The 18,344-nt window shown below is 68.9% G+C and carries 14 protein-coding genes; 4 read left to right on the forward strand and 10 right to left on the reverse strand.

Annotated elements, in window-relative coordinates; all coding sequences use genetic code 11:
* Positions 1–139 precede the first annotated feature (139 nt).
* Positions 140–2,266, reverse strand: a complete 2,127-nt coding sequence (locus ACFW9O_RS23510) for a DNA topoisomerase IV subunit B (protein ID WP_351170558.1) — start codon at positions 2,264–2,266, stop codon at positions 140–142.
* A 433-nt stretch (positions 2,267–2,699) separates the two neighbouring features.
* On the opposite strand from ACFW9O_RS23510, the gene ACFW9O_RS23515 reads away from it, so the two are divergent.
* On the forward strand, positions 2,700–2,933 hold the full coding sequence (locus tag ACFW9O_RS23515; RefSeq protein WP_014153643.1) for a hypothetical protein: 234 nt from the start codon (positions 2,700–2,702) through the stop codon (positions 2,931–2,933).
* Positions 2,934–3,039: 106 nt separating this feature from the next.
* Here the strand turns inward: ACFW9O_RS23515 and ACFW9O_RS23520 are convergent, their stop codons facing one another.
* The 6 genes from ACFW9O_RS23520 to ACFW9O_RS23545 all read right to left on the reverse strand — a co-directional run bounded on the left by ACFW9O_RS23520 (position 3,040) and on the right by ACFW9O_RS23545 (position 11,136).
* On the reverse strand, positions 3,040–3,873 hold the full coding sequence (locus ACFW9O_RS23520) for a S1 family peptidase (protein WP_384611888.1): 834 nt from the start codon (positions 3,871–3,873) through the stop codon (positions 3,040–3,042).
* Positions 3,874–4,005: 132 nt separating this feature from the next.
* On the reverse strand, positions 4,006–5,553 hold the full coding sequence (locus tag ACFW9O_RS23525; RefSeq protein ID WP_351170551.1) for an RNA polymerase sigma factor: 1,548 nt from the start codon (positions 5,551–5,553) through the stop codon (positions 4,006–4,008).
* Between the two features lie 323 nt (positions 5,554–5,876).
* On the reverse strand, positions 5,877–6,743 hold the full coding sequence (locus ACFW9O_RS23530; RefSeq protein ID WP_351170618.1) for a FadR/GntR family transcriptional regulator: 867 nt from the start codon (positions 6,741–6,743) through the stop codon (positions 5,877–5,879).
* 181 nt (positions 6,744–6,924) lie between these two features.
* Entirely contained in the window at positions 6,925–8,673 is a 1,749-nt protein-coding gene (locus ACFW9O_RS23535) for an ATP-binding cassette domain-containing protein (protein ID WP_384611890.1), read from the reverse strand.
* A 136-nt stretch (positions 8,674–8,809) separates the two neighbouring features.
* Entirely contained in the window at positions 8,810–9,574 is a 765-nt protein-coding gene (locus ACFW9O_RS23540) for an NUDIX domain-containing protein (RefSeq protein WP_351170545.1), read from the reverse strand.
* Between the two features lie 227 nt (positions 9,575–9,801).
* Positions 9,802–11,136, reverse strand: a complete 1,335-nt coding sequence (locus ACFW9O_RS23545; protein WP_384611892.1) for a DUF4192 domain-containing protein — start codon at positions 11,134–11,136, stop codon at positions 9,802–9,804.
* A gap of 110 nt (positions 11,137–11,246) precedes the next feature.
* Here ACFW9O_RS23545 and ACFW9O_RS23550 point away from each other — a divergent pair, with 110 nt between their 5' ends.
* Both ACFW9O_RS23550 and ACFW9O_RS23555 read left to right on the forward strand, forming a co-directional pair.
* Entirely contained in the window at positions 11,247–13,418 is a 2,172-nt protein-coding gene (locus tag ACFW9O_RS23550; protein ID WP_384611893.1) for a RecQ family ATP-dependent DNA helicase, read from the forward strand.
* Between the two features lie 216 nt (positions 13,419–13,634).
* The gene (locus ACFW9O_RS23555; protein WP_351170536.1) at positions 13,635–14,276 is read left to right on the forward strand and encodes a hypothetical protein; all 642 of its coding nucleotides are present in this window, start codon (positions 13,635–13,637) and stop codon (positions 14,274–14,276) included.
* Positions 14,277–14,336: 60 nt separating this feature from the next.
* Here ACFW9O_RS23555 and ACFW9O_RS23560 read toward each other — a convergent pair whose 3' ends face one another.
* The 3 genes from ACFW9O_RS23560 to ACFW9O_RS23570 all read right to left on the reverse strand — a co-directional run bounded on the left by ACFW9O_RS23560 (position 14,337) and on the right by ACFW9O_RS23570 (position 16,576).
* Positions 14,337–14,966, reverse strand: a complete 630-nt coding sequence (locus ACFW9O_RS23560; RefSeq protein WP_384611979.1) for a hypothetical protein — start codon at positions 14,964–14,966, stop codon at positions 14,337–14,339.
* 85 nt (positions 14,967–15,051) lie between these two features.
* Positions 15,052–15,762 carry a ribonuclease HII gene (locus ACFW9O_RS23565; protein ID WP_384611895.1) on the reverse strand — a complete coding sequence of 237 codons (711 nt, stop codon included), beginning with the start codon at positions 15,760–15,762 and terminating at the stop codon, positions 15,052–15,054.
* Positions 15,763–15,958: 196 nt separating this feature from the next.
* Positions 15,959–16,576: a TetR/AcrR family transcriptional regulator gene (locus ACFW9O_RS23570; RefSeq protein WP_351170530.1), complete on the reverse strand. Its 618-nt coding sequence runs from the start codon at positions 16,574–16,576 to the stop codon at positions 15,959–15,961.
* Between the two features lie 195 nt (positions 16,577–16,771).
* On the opposite strand from ACFW9O_RS23570, the gene ACFW9O_RS23575 reads away from it, so the two are divergent.
* Positions 16,772–18,325 carry an MFS transporter gene (locus tag ACFW9O_RS23575; RefSeq protein ID WP_384611896.1) on the forward strand — a complete coding sequence of 518 codons (1,554 nt, stop codon included), beginning with the start codon at positions 16,772–16,774 and terminating at the stop codon, positions 18,323–18,325.
* Positions 18,326–18,344: the final 19 nt, after the last annotated feature.

The raw sequence follows: 18,344 nt of genomic DNA on the forward strand, positions 1-18,344 counted from the left end.
TACGGAAGCGCGCGGATCAGGGGATCGGCTCAGGGGTTGAGCGTGGGTGGAGAAGGTGTCTCCACCCACGGGTGGACTCTGTCAGACGTCGGTCAACCGGGACTCCGCCGGACGTCGGCTCCGTCCGGCATGGACTCGGTCAGACGTCGATGCGCGAGCGGTCGAGCGTGGCCGCCGAACTCGTGATGAATTCCTTCCGGGGCGCCACCTCGTTGCCCATCAGCAGATCGAAGACCTGCTCGGAGGATTCGAGGTCACCGATGTTGATCCGGCGCAGCGTGCGGTGGCGCGGGTCCATCGTGGTCTCCGCCAGCTGGTCCGCGTCCATCTCGCCGAGACCCTTGTAGCGCTGGATCGAGTCCTTGTACCGGACGTTCTTCCGCTGCAGCTCCAGCAGTGTCTGCCGCAGCTCGTTGTCGGAGTAGGTGTAGATGTACTTGTCCTGGCCCTTCTTGGGCTGGACGAGCTCGATCCGGTGCAGCGGGGGAACCGCCGCGAAGACCCGCCCTGCCTCGACCATGGGCCGCATGTAGCGCTGGAAGAGCGTGAGCAGCAGGCACCGGATGTGAGCGCCGTCGACGTCGGCGTCCACCAGCAGGACGATCTTGCCGTAGCGCGCGGCGTCGATGTCGAAGGTCCGACCGGACCCCGCTCCTATGACCTGGATGATGGCGCCGCACTCGGCGTTCTTGAGCATGTCCGACACGGACGACTTCTGAACGTTGAGGATCTTTCCGCGGATCGGCAGCAACGCCTGGAACTCACTATTCCGGGCGAGCTTGGCCGTACCGAGCGCCGAGTCTCCCTCCACGATGAAGAGCTCGCTGCGCTCGACGTCGTCGCTGCGGCAGTCGGCGAGCTTCGCGGGCAGCGAGGAGGACTCCAGCGCGGTCTTGCGGCGCTGTGCGTCCTTGTGCTGGCGGGCGGCGATGCGGGTGCGGGCGGCTGCCACCGCCTTCTCCAGCACCGAGCGGGCCTGGGCCTTGTCATCACGCTTCGTCGAGGTCAGGAACGCCTTGAGCTCCTTGGCCACCACGTTGGCAACGATCCGGTTGGCCGCCGAGGTGCCGAGCACCTCCTTGGTCTGACCCTCGAACTGCGGCTCCGCAAGCCGTACGGTGACGACCGCCGTGAGGCCCTCCAGGGCGTCGTCCTTGACGACGTCGTCCTCGGCGACGCGCAGCAGCTTGGCGGAGCGGAGCACCTCGTTGACGGTCTTGGTCAGGGAGCGCTCGAAGCCCGACACATGGGTGCCGCCCTTGGGGGTGGCAATGATGTTGACGAAGGACTTGACGTTCGTGTCGTACCCGGTGCCCCAGCGCAGCGCGATATCGACGCCCAGCTCCCGGGTGACCTCTGTCGCCGTCATGTGCCCGCGGTCGTCCAGGACCGGCACGGTCTCCTTGAACGTCCCCGTCCCGGTCAGGCGCTGGACGTCGCAGACCGCCTTGTCCTGTGCCAGGTACTCACAGAATTCGCTGATTCCGCCGTCGAAGCGGAACGTCTCCTCCGTCTTGCCCTCGCCGTCGATGCCGCGCTCGTCCCGTACGACGATGGTCAGGCCGGGCACCAGGAAGGCCGTCTGTCGTGCTCGCTGGTACAGCGTCTCCAGGTTGAGCTTGGCGTCCTTGAGGAAGATCTGCCGGTCCGCCCAGTACCGCACCCGGGTACCGGTGCGGTTCTTCGCTACTCGCTTCCCCTTGCGCAGCCCGTTGGCCGGATCGAAGGGACTGTCCGGACCCTGCTCCGTGAACATGCCCGGAACGCCACGCCGGAAGCTGATCGAGTGGGTCGAGCCGGTGCGGTCGACCTCCACGTCGAGCCGGGCAGAGAGCGCGTTGACCACCGAGGCACCTACGCCGTGGAGGCCGCCCGACGCCGCGTAGGAGCCACCGCCGAACTTTCCGCCAGCGTGGAGCTTGGTCATGACGACCTCGATGCCGGAGAGCCCCGTCTTGGGCTCGACGTCGACGGGGATGCCCCGCCCGTTGTCGCGCACCTCGACGGAGCTGTCGTCGTGGAGGATGACCTCGATGCTGTCGCAGTACCCGCCGAGAGCCTCGTCGACCGAGTTGTCGATGATCTCCCAGAGGCAGTGCATGAGTCCGCGACTGTCCGTGGACCCGATGTACATTCCGGGGCGCTTGCGGACCGCTTCGAGCCCCTCGAGAACGAGAAGGTGCCGCGCGGTGTAGTTGGAGCTGTCCCTGTCTGCGCCGCCTGCTCCGGTCAGCAGCGCAGTGGACGGCACGGAATCGGCGGTCACGCGGTTCGCTCCTCGCTGAATTTCATTTGGGGCCCAGTGGGTAACGGGCTCGGCCTCGGTAGCCGCTGAGAGCCTACCGAGGCCTGGTAGAGCGGTTGTAACGCCACCCAGGGGGAATCATTATGCTAGTCCAGCCTCGCATAGGCGTTCGATCATTCGTTGGAGTGACGTGCACATCACGTTCCCTTCGAGGCATGAACCATTTAGGCTCCGGGCACGTCCTCATGAACAACCGGCAAGCCAGCCGGCGGACCCACCCACCGCAAGCAACGCGAAACCGTAGCGCTACGCAATACGGCACATTCGCCGCCAACCGGCAACAGACAGCCATCTTGAGAAGAAGTTTCGAAGAAAAGCCACGAGCGGGAACGTTTTCGGCCTGGTTGGATGTTGACCCTGGTACGACAGCTCGTCGAGCTAGAGAAGAGGCGACGTGACTACTGTTCTGACCCCCGCGAGCCCGCTGACCGCAGCTGACCGCTGTGACCGTTGCGGCGCCCAGGCATATCTGCGCGTCGTCCTGATCAGCGGCGGTGAACTGCTCTTCTGCGCCCACCACGGACGCAAGTTCGAGCCGGAACTCAAGAAGATCGCCGCGGAAATACAGGATGAGACAGATCGGCTCACTGCCGTACAGGCAAGTGCGGCCGACGAGGAACAACACTGACACCTCGCATCCACGACGAGCCAGGGGCCTGTCCAGGACCGGCCGACGGGCGGCCTTCCCGTGAGGGGAAGCCGCCCGTTCTCGTATCTCCGGGGTGCTCGCGCGGTCACTCCTGACCGGCGGCCATCCACCGGATCGCGGCGGAGACACGCGTGTACACACCGGGGCTCCCCGGGCTCCCGCAGCCGCTGCCCCAGGAAACCAGGCCGATGAGCCGCCCACGGGCCACCAGCGGGCCGCCGGAGTCGCCCTGGCACGCATCCCGCCCGCCGGCCGTGTCGCCGGCGCAGAGCATGGATGAGGCGTCGTACGTGCCGTGCAGGCCGCCGGGATAGGCGCGCGCGCAGGCACTGTCCGACAGCACACGCACCTGGGCGGCGTGCAGGACGGACGCGTAGGCGCCGTAGCCGGACGTGTCCCCCCAGCCGTACACCTTGGCAGCGGTGCCCGGCTCGTACGCGGCGTTCCCGGCTCCGGCCATCGGGATGACGCTGCTCGCCGGCAGCCTCCCCGCCAGTGTCAGCACCGCCAGATCGCCGGCGTTCGTGCGCGGGTCGTAAGCGGGATTGATCCATGCCGTACGTACCGGGATCTCCTGACCGCCGGGTCCGCTCAGCTCGTCCCGGCCCGCGATGATCCGCAGATCTCGGACCTCGGAGACACCGACGCCCAGGACGTCCTGCCTCAGGCAGTGCGCGGCCGTCAGCACTTTCGCGGGCGCGATCGCCACCGCACCGCAGAACTGACCGTCACGAGTTCCTCCGAACCGGTCACGGCTGGACAGCGCCACCGTCCAGGGACTGTCCGCGATCTTCGCCGGCCGACCGCCGACAACAATGCTGTCCGCCACGGCAGGGGCCTGGGGGGCGAGGGGTATCACGGCCGCAACAGCAGCCAGCGAGAACGCCACAGGCAAGGCACGGACGACAAAGCGGGGCATGAAGACTCCTGACTCCGGGGTGGACGTTGCCTACTCAGCGTCATCCGCACCGCAGCCGCCCGCACCTGCAGACAGACGCGGGGCCCGGAACCTGAGAAGGTTCCGGGCCCCGCGTCCGTGCCTGTCCGCGATCTAGTCGAGGTAGTCGCGCAGCACCTGGGAGCGCGACGGGTGACGCAACTTCGACATCGTCTTCGACTCGATCTGACGGATGCGCTCGCGCGTCACGCCGTAGACCTTGCCGATCTCGTCCAGCGTCTTCGGCTGGCCGTCGGTGAGACCGAAGCGCATCGACACCACGCCCGCCTCACGCTCGGAGAGCGTGTCGAGTACGGAGTGCAGCTGCTCCTGGAGCAGCGTGAAGCTGACCGCGTCGGCCGGCACGACCGCCTCGGAGTCCTCGATCAGGTCTCCGAACTCGCTGTCGCCGTCCTCACCCAGCGGGGTGTGGAGGGAGATCGGCTCACGGCCGTACTTCTGGACCTCGATGACCTTCTCAGGGGTCATGTCGAGCTCCTTGGCCAGCTCCTCCGGGGTGGGCTCACGGCCCAGGTCCTGGAGCATCTGGCGCTGCACCCGCGCGAGCTTGTTGATGACCTCGACCATGTGCACCGGGATACGGATGGTGCGGGCCTGGTCGGCCATGGCGCGGGTGATCGCCTGACGGATCCACCAGGTGGCGTACGTGGAGAACTTGTAGCCCTTGGTGTAGTCGAACTTCTCGACCGCGCGGATCAGACCGAGGTTGCCCTCCTGGATGAGGTCCAGGAAGAGCATGCCGCGGCCGGTGTAGCGCTTGGCCAGCGAGACCACGAGCCGGAGGTTGGCCTCCAGCAGGTGGTTCTTGGCCCTGCGGCCGTCCTCGGCGATGATTTCCAGTTCGCGCTTGAGCTTCGGCGCGAGCTTGTCGGAATTCGCCAGCTTGTCCTCTGCGAAGAGACCGGCCTCGATGCGCTTGGCGAGCTCGACCTCCTGCTCGGCGTTGAGGAGGGGAACCTTGCCGATCTGCTTCAGGTAGTCCTTGACCGGGTCGGCAGTGGCGCCGGCGACGGCGACCTGCTGGGCAGGTGCGTCGTCCTCGTCGTCGTCGGAGAGGACGAAGCCCTTGTTCTCGCCCTCGCCCTCCTCTTCGTCGCCCTTGGCAGCCTTGACTTCCTCGGCCGCCTCGTCGCCGTCGAGGAGCTCCTCGTCCTGCTTGCCGGCCTTTTTCGCCGCGGTCTTCTTGGCCACGGTCTTCTTCGCGGCAGTCTTCTTGGCCGCTGTCTTCTTGGCGGCGGTCTTCTTCGCGGGGGCGGCCACGGCGGCGTCGTCAGCCGCCGAGTCCACGCCTTCGGCCGCCGGGGCGGCAGTGGCCGCGACGGTCCGCGTCACGGTGGTCTTGGCGGCGACAGTCTTGGTGGCGGTGCGCTTGACCGGGCTCTTCGCTGCGACGCTCTTGCGGGCGCGCTTCGGCGACTCCGCGGCACTGACCATCAGCGTCACACCCTCTTCCTCGAGGATCTGGTTGAGGCTGCGCAGAACATTCTTCCACTGGGTTGGCGGAATCTGGTCAGCCTCGAAGGCCCGACGCACGTCGTCGCCGGCGATCTGCCCATCAGCCTTTCCCCGCTCGATGAGCGCCATCACAGACTCGGACTCGGCGATCTCCGGCGGGAGCGTACGGGATGTGCTGGCCGACACGAACAACCTCTCGGAACGATGGAAACGGCTTCCGGCCCTGCCCTGGAGAGGGCTGGAACCGACGACCGGCGGCTGGGGATGTTGCCGACGGCGCGGGCTTGGCCTCAGAACTGCACAGCGCACTACGTGGCTGCTGTATTCCTTCCGCGGCGGTCACCTCTTAAGTCATCGCACTGTTTCGAGGAGTGTTACGCCCAATCCGCGTGGCCCGAGTCACACCTCATTACCGACAAACATACCCAAGGGTCATATTTCCGTATAATTATGCCGCCGGACCATGAGGGTCCGGCGGCACACGGTTCCGTACCCCGGCAGTGCGGCGGTCAGTGCTCGCGCGGCGCGGGAACCACCCGCTCCACATCCAGGTGGACGACGAGCAACTGCCGCATCGCCGCTTCAGCACCGGCGGAGTCGCCCGACGCGAGCGCCTCGACGATGCGCGCATGGTGACCGAGCGACACTTCACCGGGCCGGTCACAGCCCGTGACCGGGCCACCGGAGACCTGCAGGGCCGCCGAGACGATCCCGGAAAGGTGCTCGAGCATGCGATTGCCCGCCGCCTGGATGAGGAGGGAATGGAACTCCGCGTCCGCCCGGGAGAACGTGATTCCGTCCGCCTGCGCCATCGCGTGCCCCATGATCTCGATCATGTCGCCGAGGCGCTGCTGGATGTCCTCACGCCCATGACCCGCGGCGAGCCGGGCGGCCAGCGGCTCGATCGTCCAGCGGAGCTCGGCCAGCTCCCTGCGCTGGTCGTCGCGCTGAGGACCGAAGGCCCGCCATTCGATGATGTCGGGGTCCAGAAGGTTCCAGTCACTGACCGGCCGGACGCGCGTGCCCACATTGGGCCGGGCGCTGACCAGCCCCTTGGCCTCGAGAACGCGCAGGGACTCCCTCACAACGGTGCGGGAGACCTCGAATCGCTGTCCGATCTCCTCCGGAACCAGCGGCCGGTCGGCACCGAGGTCGCCGGAAACGATCATCTGACCCAGCTGCTGGACCAGTTGGCCATGGAGCCCACGGCCCCGACTGGCCGTGCCGCGTCGGCTCGCCCGCCCGAAATCGGAATCACCGACGCCCCAGGAACGCAGCGGGGCACGCTCGCCGGCCGGCGCCTCCCCGTAGGGGTATCGGTCGAGTTCGCCCGGGCCGGCGAGGCCGGAATCAGCGGAGCGGGCGGCGGTCATCATGGTGTGCGCAAGGGTACTCACGCATCCTTTGTCGGCGCGGCTCAGCCGACCCTTGAGGTCTTTGGTGAAAAGCACACGAAAGGGTGATCGGCACCCACCGCGCAATTGACGCCTTATCGTCTGAAATCGCACATTTTCTGGAGAGTTGTCCGCCTCCCGTTTCCAGGGCGACCCTCCGCGATCACCAACGGGCCCTTCCTCGAAGGCTGGTGAACACATACGCGCAGATGAGGGCCGACAACGACAAGGAAAGTGCCACTCCCACGGGTTGGGTCACCACGCGCACGGCAGCCATCGCCCACCTGTCCGTTTCATAGGGCCATTGCAGCCAGGCGAGCTCCCGCAGCCTGCTCGGGAGTCCGACGATCGAACGGGTGGACGGACCCGAGAGCAGCCACTGCACGAGGGGAACGACAAGGACAGGAACGGCGAGGACTGCGGCAACTCCGGCGCCCGTCAGGCGAAAGACACCGGCCGCCAGCAGCCCCGCCCAGGCGCAGCCGACCGCGAGACCTGCCCAACTCGCCGCCAGCGGCGCGGCGTTTGCGGGGACCTCGACCAAGTCGCCGCCGTAGACGAGACGCAGGGCTTCGGCGTCCGCGAGCACGGATGCCGCGGCCAGGAACAGCGCCACGCCCGCGGAGACGGCCAGCTTGGCGACCAGGAGCCCCAAGCGACGCGGGACGGTCCCGCGTCCCGCCGCGAGTGCCGGGTAGCGGAACTCGTCGCCGAAGGAAAGCGCACCGAGCAGACCTGCGCCGAGCGCCGCGGGGGGAAGAGGCAGCAGGTCGGGCCAGGCAACCAGCAGATCAGGCAGAGGCGTCCGGCCCGAGCGGGCCAGCAGGACGGAGAGCCCCACGGAGACGGCCAGAACGGCCGCCATAATCATGGTCGTTGTCCGGACGCCCAGGAGGCGGCGCAGTTCGTAGCGCAGCGGACGCAGGGGGCCCCGGGCCGGACGTACGGGGATCGGAGGGGGGAGCTCCGAGATCGCTACGGACGAGGCGGGCCTCGGCGCGGCTCGCCCACCGGGACCGGCTGCGGAAGCGGTTGCCGGCCCCGTGTCCCCGGTCTCGTCTGCGAGTTGATGCACGGGAACCCCGTGCCGGTATGCGGTGTCACCGATCTCCGCGCAACTGCTGCCGTACACCGACAACCGGTTGCTCGCCTCGGCGACCACCTCGACGGAGCGCTGAGCGGCCCTCGCCTCACGCCTGACCACCGAGGCCAGTCTGGCCGCATGCGGAGTCCGCACCGCGACACGGGGACGGAGTCTGGTGCGGGAGAAGTCGGCGACGTCCTGGTCGGCGACGAGGCGCCCGTCCTCGATGGTCACGACGCGGTCGGCGGTACGAGAGGCCTCCTTCGGATCACTGGTGGTGTGCAGAACGGTGCCGCCCTCGGTCGCGTGCGCGCGGAGCAGCCCGTGCAACCAACTCCTCTCCCGAGGGGAGAGTCCTTCGGCGGGGTCGTCGAGAACGAGCGTGTGCGGGTCGCCGAGCAGTGCCGACGCGATTCCGAGGCGACGGTCCATGCCGACCGAGAGCGTGCCGAGGCGCTGATCCCCCAGTCCGCCGAGACCGACGACTTCGAGCAGGTCGTCGGCTCGCGACGCGGGGACGCCGGCGGCGGCGCAGAGCATGCGGAGCTGCCCGCGGGCGGTACGTGCGGGATGGCCCGGGACGTCGCCGAGCAGTACGCCGACCTCGCGGGCGGGGTGGCCGATGCGATGCAGTGGCCGGCCTCGGAAGTAGGTGACACCCCGCCCGGTTTCGAGCTCGAGCATCAGACGCAGAGCAGTGGTCTTGCCGGATCCCGGGGCGCCGAGAAGTACGGTGACGCGGCCGGGCGGGGCTTCGAAGGTCAGGTCGTCCACAGCGGGGGAAAGGTCGCGGCGGGGGGTGCTTGTGAGTCCGATGGCCTGGAGCATCGCTTCTCTCGCGGAGTGTGAGACCGCTCGGCGGCAGGGTTGGGTACCCCAGCAAGATAACGCGACATTTCAGACTTTTTGTGCAGCGCTGAGGCGGCGGGCGTTCCGCCGCCCCGGACTTCACACGTCCGCGCCGTCAGACCTCGGGCCTCAGCATCGGCGGGTTGAGCACATTGGCCGCACCCGCCCGGAAGAGCTGCGCGGGGCGCCCGCCCTGGCGGGTGGTCGTTCCTCCGGAGGGAACCAGGAATCCGGGCGTGCCGGTGACCTTGCGGTGGAAGTTGCGAGGATCCAGGACGACACCCCACACCGCTTCGTAGACCCGGCGCAGCTCACCGACAGTGAACTCGGGCGGGCAGAACGCGGTGGCCAGCGAGGAATACTCGATCTTGGATCGCGCCCGCTCCACCCCGTCGTCGAGAATCCGCGCGTGATCGAAGGCGAGCGGCTCGGACTGCTCGCCCTCGCGGCCGAAGCCTCCTTCGGGGCCGAGCAGATCCTCGACCGGGGCCCAGCGGGCGCTGTTCGCATCACCGCCGGCGCGAGGCGCGGGAAGATCGGGCGCCAGTGCGAGGTGCGCGACACTGACGACCCTCATCCGGGGGTCGCGCTCCGGGTCTCCGTATGTGGCGAGCTGTTCCAGGTGGGCACCGTTTCCGACAGCGGGGACCGCCGGATCGTGCGCGCAGAGCCCGGTTTCCTCGACGAGTTCACGCGCTGCCGCGGCAGCGAGATCCTCATCGGCTCTGACGAATCCGCCCGGTAGCGCCCACCTGCCCTGGAAAGGCTGTTCGCCGCGGCGCACCACCAACGCACAGAGCGCGTGACGACGCACCGTGAGCACAACCAGGTCGACGGTGACAGCGAAGGGCGGGAAGGTCGACGGGTCGTAGGGCGGCATGCCGAGATCATAGTCGTCTGCCTGACGATAAACAGTCCCTTCGCCGTGCGGGCGTCCGCCACTCGGCCACGTCCGTGCCGCGCGGCGGCACTCGCCCAGGGCCCGCGTTCACCTTCGGTCGGCCGATGCCCGGACCGAGCCGCACTCGTCCCCCTTGCCCGTCCCGGTGCCCGCTGCCCGTCTCAGCGCCCGCTCCGGGCGGACCCACCCCCCGACGGTCCTCTTGGTCAACGGCGGCTCCTGGTCTCACGTCGGCCCTGCTGGAGGTCCCTCACCCGACGCCGGGACGACGAAGCAGGCCTGGGACGCGCAGAGCCGGGGGACGCCCTCCTGCGCCGTGCCGCCGAGGTGCGCGCTTGCTGCGTCCGAGTGCGTCGCTCCTCACGCCGCGCAACCTGTTCACCTGCCTTGCGGCCGCCGCTCTGTCCGGAGCGCACCCTGCGTTCGCTGCGAAGACAGCGGCGCAGTGTCTCCGGGTCCAGGCCCTCGTTGCACGCCTGGTGCAGCAACTGGGCGAACGTGTAGTCCGGGTCGGCCCGCAGCGCGAGCCCCAGCGCCACCCTCGCAGCCGGTTCGTCGCCCGAGGACCAGGAGACCCAGCCCGCCAGCGAGAGCGGCGCAGCCGCGTGTTCCACGTAGGGACCGACACATCGACGGGACAGAGCCCGCCACAGCCGAAGCGCCGTTTCGGCCTCTCGGCCTTCCATCCACTCCGCAGCCCTGTCCCGCGTCTCCCTGTCCTGAAGCCCGAGAATCACAGCGGCTCCCTCGTCCGCGCTGATCAGACTGTCGTCACCGGTGTCCGCATCCGACGGAGCGGGCACCGGCGCACTTCCGAGGCGGTCCATGAGGGCTCGCGCGAGTGTCAGAGTCTCCCCGGCCACCTCACGCCGCCCCACGGCGTCGAGGATCCTGGACATCAGCGCAGCTCCCGCGGAGTCCAGAGCCCGCTCCTGTTCCGCCGCGGCCTGAGCCGCGGAATCCCACGGAGAGAGCCGCGCCTCCATCTCCCGCAGCGAACCGCGCACCTGAATGCCGGCGTAAGCGGCTGCCGCCGCCATCACGGTGGTACCGGGAAGGGCCAGCGGATTCCCCTCGGCCGGACAGCACCGCTCATCGGGGCAGCAGTAGGACCAGTAGCGGCCGTCGGAGATACAGAGGGCCTCCAGCACCGGAACGTCGAGCGCCCCGCAGGCCCTGCGCAGAAGCTGCGCGAGGGGCCTCAGCCGCTCCATGGTCCGATTGCCGCTTTCTCCGTCGGCCGGGTCCTGGCAGAGGAAGACGACGATCGCGTCCGGACGCGTGTCGCGCCGTTCGCTGCCGGAGATCAGGCACTGCGCGAGCTGGTCGGCGACCGGCGCCCACTCCGTCGGCGCCTGAGGAATGCCCAGCCTGAGCCGCCCTCCGAAACGGCCCCGCCCACCGTGGAGGGCCACCATGACCACGCTGTCGTTCGGATGGAAGCCCATGAGGTACGGCAGGGCGTCGGCAAGTTCGGCGGGGCCGCGCAGGGTGATCTGCTGCTCGTCGGCCGGTCCGGTGGATTCGTGGTGCTTGTTCATGGCACGACCGTCCCGCGGGCAGCCGATTTCCGCGACCCCTGTGGATAACTTTATCCACAGGAACCGCACGGCCGTTCGCGGTTGTCACAGGCATCGGGTTGCATGGGTGCATGACCAACGCAGACCGCGCAGAGCTCAGAGCCTCGGCCGATTCCGTACTTGCCCGACTCGTCGGGGACACCACCGGCACTGCCCGCCTGCGCGAGGACCAGTGGCGGGCCATCGAGGCCCTCGTCGCCGACAAGCGCAGAGCCCTGGTCGTACAGCGGACGGGATGGGGCAAATCCGCTGTGTACTTCGTGGCCACCTCGCTGCTGCGCGCACAGGGCAGCGGTCCGACGGTGATCGTCTCGCCCCTGCTCGCGCTGATGCGCAACCAGGTCGCCGCAGCGGCCCGTGCGGGCATCAGCGCCCGCACGATCAACTCCTCGAACACCGAGGAGTGGGAGACCGTCCAGGCAGAGGTCGCCGCAGGAGAGGTGGATGTGCTGCTCGTCAGCCCTGAGCGGCTCAACAACCCGGACTTCCGCGACCAGGTGCTGCCGGCACTCGCCGCCGCGACGGGTCTGCTGGTGGTGGACGAGGCGCACTGCATCTCCGACTGGGGGCACGATTTCCGGCCGGATTACCGGCGTCTGCGGACCATGCTCGCGGACCTCCCCGCAGGCGTCCCCGTCCTGGCCACCACGGCCACCGCCAATGCCCGTGTGACCGCGGACGTCGCGGAGCAGCTCGGAACGAGCGCGGGCACGGACGCGCTGGTCCTGCGTGGCCCGCTGGACCGGGAGAGCCTCAGTCTCAGCGTGCTCCAACTGCCCAACGCCGCGCATCGTCTGGCCTGGCTGAGCGACCATCTCGGGGAGCTTCCCGGCTCCGGAATCATCTATACGCTCACCGTCGCGGCTGCCGAGGAGATCACGGCCTACCTGCGCCAGGGCGGGCACACGGTCGCGTCCTACACCGGCCGGACGGAGAACGCCGACCGGCAGCAGGCGGAGGACGATCTGCTGGCCAACCGGGTAAAGGCCCTGGTCGCCACATCGGCACTCGGTATGGGATTCGACAAACCCGACCTCGGGTTCGTCGTGCACCTGGGGTCGCCGTCCTCCCCCATCGCCTACTACCAGCAGGTGGGACGCGCGGGGCGTGGGGTCGAGCACGCCGAGGTGCTGCTGCTCCCCGGCAAGGAGGACGAAGCCATCTGGCAGTACTTCGCCTCGGTCGCCTTCCCTCCCGAGGAGCAGGTGCGCCGAACGCTCGATGTCCTCGCCCAGGCCAGCCGGCCCCTGTCCTTGCCCGCCATGGAGCCCTTGGTCGATCTGCGGCGCACCCGCCTCGAGACGATGCTCAAGGTGCTGGACGTCGACGGAGCCGTGAAGCGCGTGAAGGGCGGCTGGATCTCCACGGGCCAGCCATGGATCTACGATTCGGAGCGCTACGCCTGGGTCGCCAAACAGCGGTCCGCCGAGCAGCAGGCCATGCGCGACTACGCCTCGGGAACCGGTTGTCGCATGGAGTTCCTCCGGCGCCAGCTGGACGACGAGGAGGCCAGGGCGTGCGGCCGCTGTGACAACTGCGCAGGCGCCCGGTTCGACGACAAGGTCTCAACCGCGGCGCTCGACGGTGCGCGGGGCGAGCTCGGCCGTCCGGGCGTGGATGTCGAGCCGCGCAAGATGTGGCCCACGGGGCTGGCAGCCGTCGGGATCGACCTCAAGGGACGGATCCCGGCGGGAGAGCTGGCCTTCACCGGACGCGCGCTGGGGCGGCTCTCCGACATCGGCTGGGGCAACAGGCTCCGCCCGATGCTCGCAGCCCAGGCCCCGGACACGGCTGTTCCGGACGATGTGTCGAACGCGGTGGTCACGGTGATCACCGACTGGGCCAAGGGGCCGGGTGGTTGGGCTTCCGGGGCTCCGGACGCCGCCGCCAGACCGGTCGGCGTCGTCACGGTCGCGTCGCGCCGCAGACCGCAGTTGGTGCACTCGCTCGGAAGCCGCATCGCCGAGGTAGGCAGGATGCCCCTGCTCGGGACCGTGTCCTACGCGCCCGCTGCCGAGGACCTCCGCATCTCGCAGACCAACAGCGCACAGCGGGTGAAGGCCCTGCACGAGGCGCTCGTCGTGGAGCCTTCCCTCGCCGAAGCCCTGACAGCCGCAAGGGGGCCGGTCCTGCTCGTGGACGACCTCTCCGACACCGGCTGGACGCTCGCCGTAGCGGCTCGGCTGCTCCGCCGGGCCGGCGCAGAGGGTGTGTTTCCGCTGGTCCTCGCCATCCAGGCATGACCCCAGGCTTCATCGGGCGCCGCGTGGGCAGGGATATCTGTGTCATTCCGGCTGATACCCGTCAGGCTCACCAATTGCTCGTTGCCGCCTGCCGATACGACAGGAAGAATTGAACTCGCTCCCCGCACGGTCCTTTCGCGGGCCCGCAAGGGCTGTGCCGCGGCGCGCCCTCATTCGACCCTGCCCGCACCGTGGGCGCGTAGCGAAGGGAGGACCGTGACCTTCGGATTCGCTCCGTCCGCAGCCACATCGCTGTCGGCGTCCCCGGTATCCGCAGACTCCGTCAACCACCTTGCCAGGATGCTCGAACCGGCCGAGTGGGCAGCGGCCGGCATACCCCTGCTGCGCAGCCCGCGCGAGGTCGTCAGCGGCTTGCACGCACGGCACCGGCCCACCCCGGCCACCGCCGTCGTCGCTGTCCTCGATCATGAGGAACGGCTCACAGCCAGCGCCTCGTTCGCCCGCCGCACCTCGGTGGCGGCGGACGGATGGGAGTTCCGTAACGCGGTGCTCGCCCATCTGCGCCGGGTGATCCCGCACGATCTGCGCCGCCGTACCCCGGTGCGTACCGCAGTACTGCTCTACTGCCGCGAGGGCGACGAACGGTGGACGGAGGAGGACGGGGCGTGGATGTGGGGGCTGAGGGATGCTTGCACGCTGCACGGGCTTCGCTGCGGCGCCTACATCACCTTGACGCGTGGAGGGTGGCAGGTGCTGGGTGAGGGCCGGGGAGGCCGGCGTCCCAGTTCGCTGTCCCAGCCGTCGGCTCTCGCCGACACATTCGCCGATCATGATCCGGTCCCGCTGCGCACGGGCGGCGGAGCGGCGGAGGCGCTGAGGCGAACCGCCGCCCGGTGAAACGGAACGTGGGTCCCGAGAGCCCATTCTTCGGACCATCGGGACCCACGGACGTACGACTCAGACGCCCGCGCCGAGCGCGGAGTTGATCTTCTGCGCGTCACCGCACACGATCAGCAGCGCGCCCGCGCGGTCCCGGGCGACGGACAGTGCACGGGCGGCACTGTCATCGATGTCCCCGTTGGCCGCGACGATGACTACGGGACGCGAAGCACAGCGGTCGACAGTCGCTGTGCGGGCGAAGAAGACATCGTCACCGGCATCGTGCTGGGCCCAGTACGCGGCTTCTCCGAAGGAGAGTTCGTGTGTGGCCCAGGGGTGGTTCTCACCCGTGGTGAGCACCAGGATTTCCCCGGGCGCCCGCCCGGAGTCCAGGAGCAGATCGACGGCCTCGTCGGCTGCGTCGAGCGCGCCGCCGGCCGGAGCCGGGATCAGCTGGAGCTGCGCCGCGGAACGATTCTCCGGCCGCTTGCGCTCGGCCGGGGCGGGAGCCTGGGCAGCAGCCGGGGCAGCGGGACGCGTGGATGTGGGAAGCGGGCGCTGCGCCGGGGGCGCGGGCCGCGCGGGGCCGGGGCCCGGATGTCCGGGACGCGGCGTGGCCGCGGAACGCGGACCAGGTACGGGACGGGGGGTCGGCGCGGTGCGGCCGGCGGCCGGAGTGGCGCGGGGACCCTGGACGCTCTCGGGAATCTGAGGCTCCTCGTGGAGGGGTTGGGACGCTTGATTGGTTGTCTGTCGAACACCGGCGGCACGCCGGGGAGATACACCTGTGCGATCAGAAGTCGAAGCCGAGCTGGCCCCCGCTTTCCAGTGCGGCCGCCTCGGCGGAGAGTCGGACCTTCTTCAGGTGCTGCCATTTCGGCAGCGCGTCGAGGTAGGACCAGCTGAGGCGGTGATGAGGCGTGGGCCCCATCTCCTCCAGCGCGGCCCGGTGCACCGGTGACGGATAACCCGCGTTGGCGGAGAAGGCGAAGTCTGCGTACTCGCCTGATTCCGCTCCCAGTTCGGCCATCATCGTGTCCCGGCGGACCTTCGCGATCACCGACGCCGCGGCGACAGCGATGCAGGACTGGTCGCCCTTGATCACCGTACGGACGTTCCAGGGCTGTCCGAGGTAGTCGTGCTTGCCGTCGAGAATCACGGCATCCGGACGCACCGGCAGCTCGTCCAGGGCCCTGACCGCCGCGAGTCGGAGCGCCGCGGTCATGCCCAGATCATCGATTTCCAGCGGAGACGCGTGACCCAGCCCGTAGGCCGTGACCCAGCCCTCGAGCAGCGGGGCCAGTTCCGCCCGGCGCTTGGGGCTGATCAGCTTGGAGTCGGTGAGGCCCTCGGGGGGTCTGCGGAGACCGGTGACGGCCGCGCACACGGTGACGGGGCCGGCCCACGCTCCGCGTCCGACCTCATCGACACCTGCGACGGTCCGGGCACCGGAGGTAGCGCGCAGTGAGCGCTCGACGGTGTGCGTGGGCGGTTCGTACGGCATGACGCCTGTCAGCGTACGCCGATGGGCACGGCAAGAACACCCCGGGGGCACCGGACAGCGGGCGGACCCGCACCCGGCCGGAACGGGTCGGGGCGGGCACCGTAACCAGGCGTCCGCCGACGCGCGGGCGGAGACCGTGGCCGGGCGACCGCCGACGCACCGGACGGACACCGCAGCAGGGCGACCGCCGGGGGCGTCAGGAGCGGAACAGCGGCATCATGACCTCGTCGATCATCTGAGCGATCTCGTCGTCCGGCCACTCGCTTCCGCTCACCTTGGTGCGGTACATCATCATGGCCGGAATCACGTCCAGCACCATCCCGCTCATGGCGTCCGGTCGCACCTCACCCCGGGCTACACCACGGGCGACGACTTCCCGGAAGAGTTCGGTGGACGGTTCGATCATTCCGTTGACGATCACCGCCTGAAACCGCTCGGCCGCGTTCACGTCGCACTCGTGCAGGACCGACCTCAGGGCGATACCGGGTCCCGAAAGCATCGCGTCGCGCATCCTGCGGCATACCTCGTAGAGGTCCTCACGGACTCCTCCACGGTCGGGCGCCTCGTCGAGGGCCGGCAGGCCGGCACGCAGCGCGTCAGCGACCAGGTCCTCCTTCGAGGGCCACCGCCGGTACACCGCGGCCTTGCCGGTCCGGGCGCCGGCCGCGACGCCTTCCATCGTCAGCCCACCCCATCCCACCGTGCTCAGCTGCTCGAGAGCGGCATCGAGGATGGCCCGTTCGAGCACCGGCCCGCGGCGGCGCAGGGACATCGGCCCGGGCCGGGCGGCGGCCGTGGGACGCGAAGAAGTCATCAGCAGTTCTCCATCGAAACAGGGAAGCGCACATCGTCGCGGGCCTGAGCGGACCCGGTACCGAGGACGAGCACCCCCGATCGCATCCCGCCGACAGCAGTATCAGTGAACGCTTGCGTTCACTAATGGGGACTCACTACCGTTGGCGGGACAGTGAACGCGTTCGTTCACTAACTCACTTGTGGGGGATCCATAGTGACAACATCTCAGTTAGAAACACAGAGCAAACCAGGCGCAGCGCGCCGGACAGGGCGCCCGGGGATCGCCCTCGCCGTGATTGCCGCATGTCAGTTGATGGTTGTACTCGATGCCACGATCGTCAACATCGCTCTTCCGCACATCCAGGACGCGCTCAGCTTCTCGACGACCGACCTCTCCTGGGTGCTGAGTTCCTACACCCTCACCTTCGGCGGACTGCTGCTGCTGGGCGGCAGGGCGGGCGACATCCTGGGGCGCCGCCGGGTCTTCATGGCCGGCATCCTGCTCTTCACCCTTGCCTCGCTCCTCGGCGGACTCGCCCAGGAGCCCTGGCAGTTGCTGGCCGCACGGGCGCTGCAGGGCGTCGGGGGCGCGATCGCGTCGCCCACCTCCCTCGCCCTGATCACCACCACGTTCCCCGAAGGACCCGAACGCAACCGGGCGTTCGGCGTGTTCGCCGCAGTTTCGGCAGGTGGCGGAGCGATCGGGCTGCTGACCGGTGGCATGCTCACCGAATGGCTCGACTGGCGCTGGGTTCTCTTCGTCAACGTCCCCATCGGTGTGCTGATCGCGGTCCTGGCACCGATGTACATCAACGAGTCGGAGAAGCACCCGGGGCGTTTCGACATCTCCGGGGCCCTGACCTCGACGCTCGGCATGGCCTCGCTGGTGTACGGCTTCATCCGCGCCTCGGAGGCGGGCTGGCGGGACTCCCTCACGCTCTCGTCCTTCGGTGCCGCCGTGGTGCTCCTGGCCGCGTTCGTGCTCATCGAGTCGCGTGCCAGGGAACCGATCACCCCGTTGCGGATGTTCGCCGACCGCAACCGCTCCGGCACCTACATGATCATGCTCAGCCTGGCTGCGGCCATGTTCGGCATGTTCTTCTTCATCGTGCTGTTCGTCCAGAACGTGCTGAACTACAGCCCGATCGAGTCGGGTCTGGCGTTCCTGCCCGTCACGGTCGCGATCATCCTGGGCGCGGGGATCTCCCAGCGGCTGCTCCCGGTGCTGGGGCCGAAGCCGTTCATGGTGACCGGGTCGGCCATCACCGGGATCGGGCTCTTCTGGCTGACCCTCATCTCACCTGACAGTTCGTATCTGGGCGGCGTGCTCGGCCCGATGTTCCTCTTCGGGTTCGGCATGGGGCTGAACTTCGTCACCCTCACCCTGACAGCGGTCTCCGGCGTCGCTCAGCACGAGGCCGGCGCAGCCTCCAGCCTCCTCAACGCGAGCCAGCAGGTCGGAGGTTCGCTGGGCCTGTCCATCCTGGTGACCGTCTTCGGCACCGCGAGCCGCAACGAGGCCGAGAAACAGCTTCCGTCCTTCCTGGCGCAGGCGACACCCGAGCAGAAGGCGGAGTTCGCCAGGACGCACGAACTGCCCGCGCCCTGGGGACACGACGTGCTCACCCACGGCATCTCGACGGCCTTCACCGCGGCCGTCGCCATGGTCGCACTCGCTCTGCTGACTGCCGCGCTCGTGATCCGGGTACGCAAGAGCGACCTGGAAGCACTGAGCGGGAAGTCCGCGGCAGCGGGGCCGGGCGCCTAGCGGGCCCGGACAGCACTGC

The organism is Streptomyces sp. NPDC059499 (genome assembly GCF_042749285.1).
GTDB lineage: Bacteria > Actinomycetota > Actinomycetes > Streptomycetales > Streptomycetaceae > Streptomyces.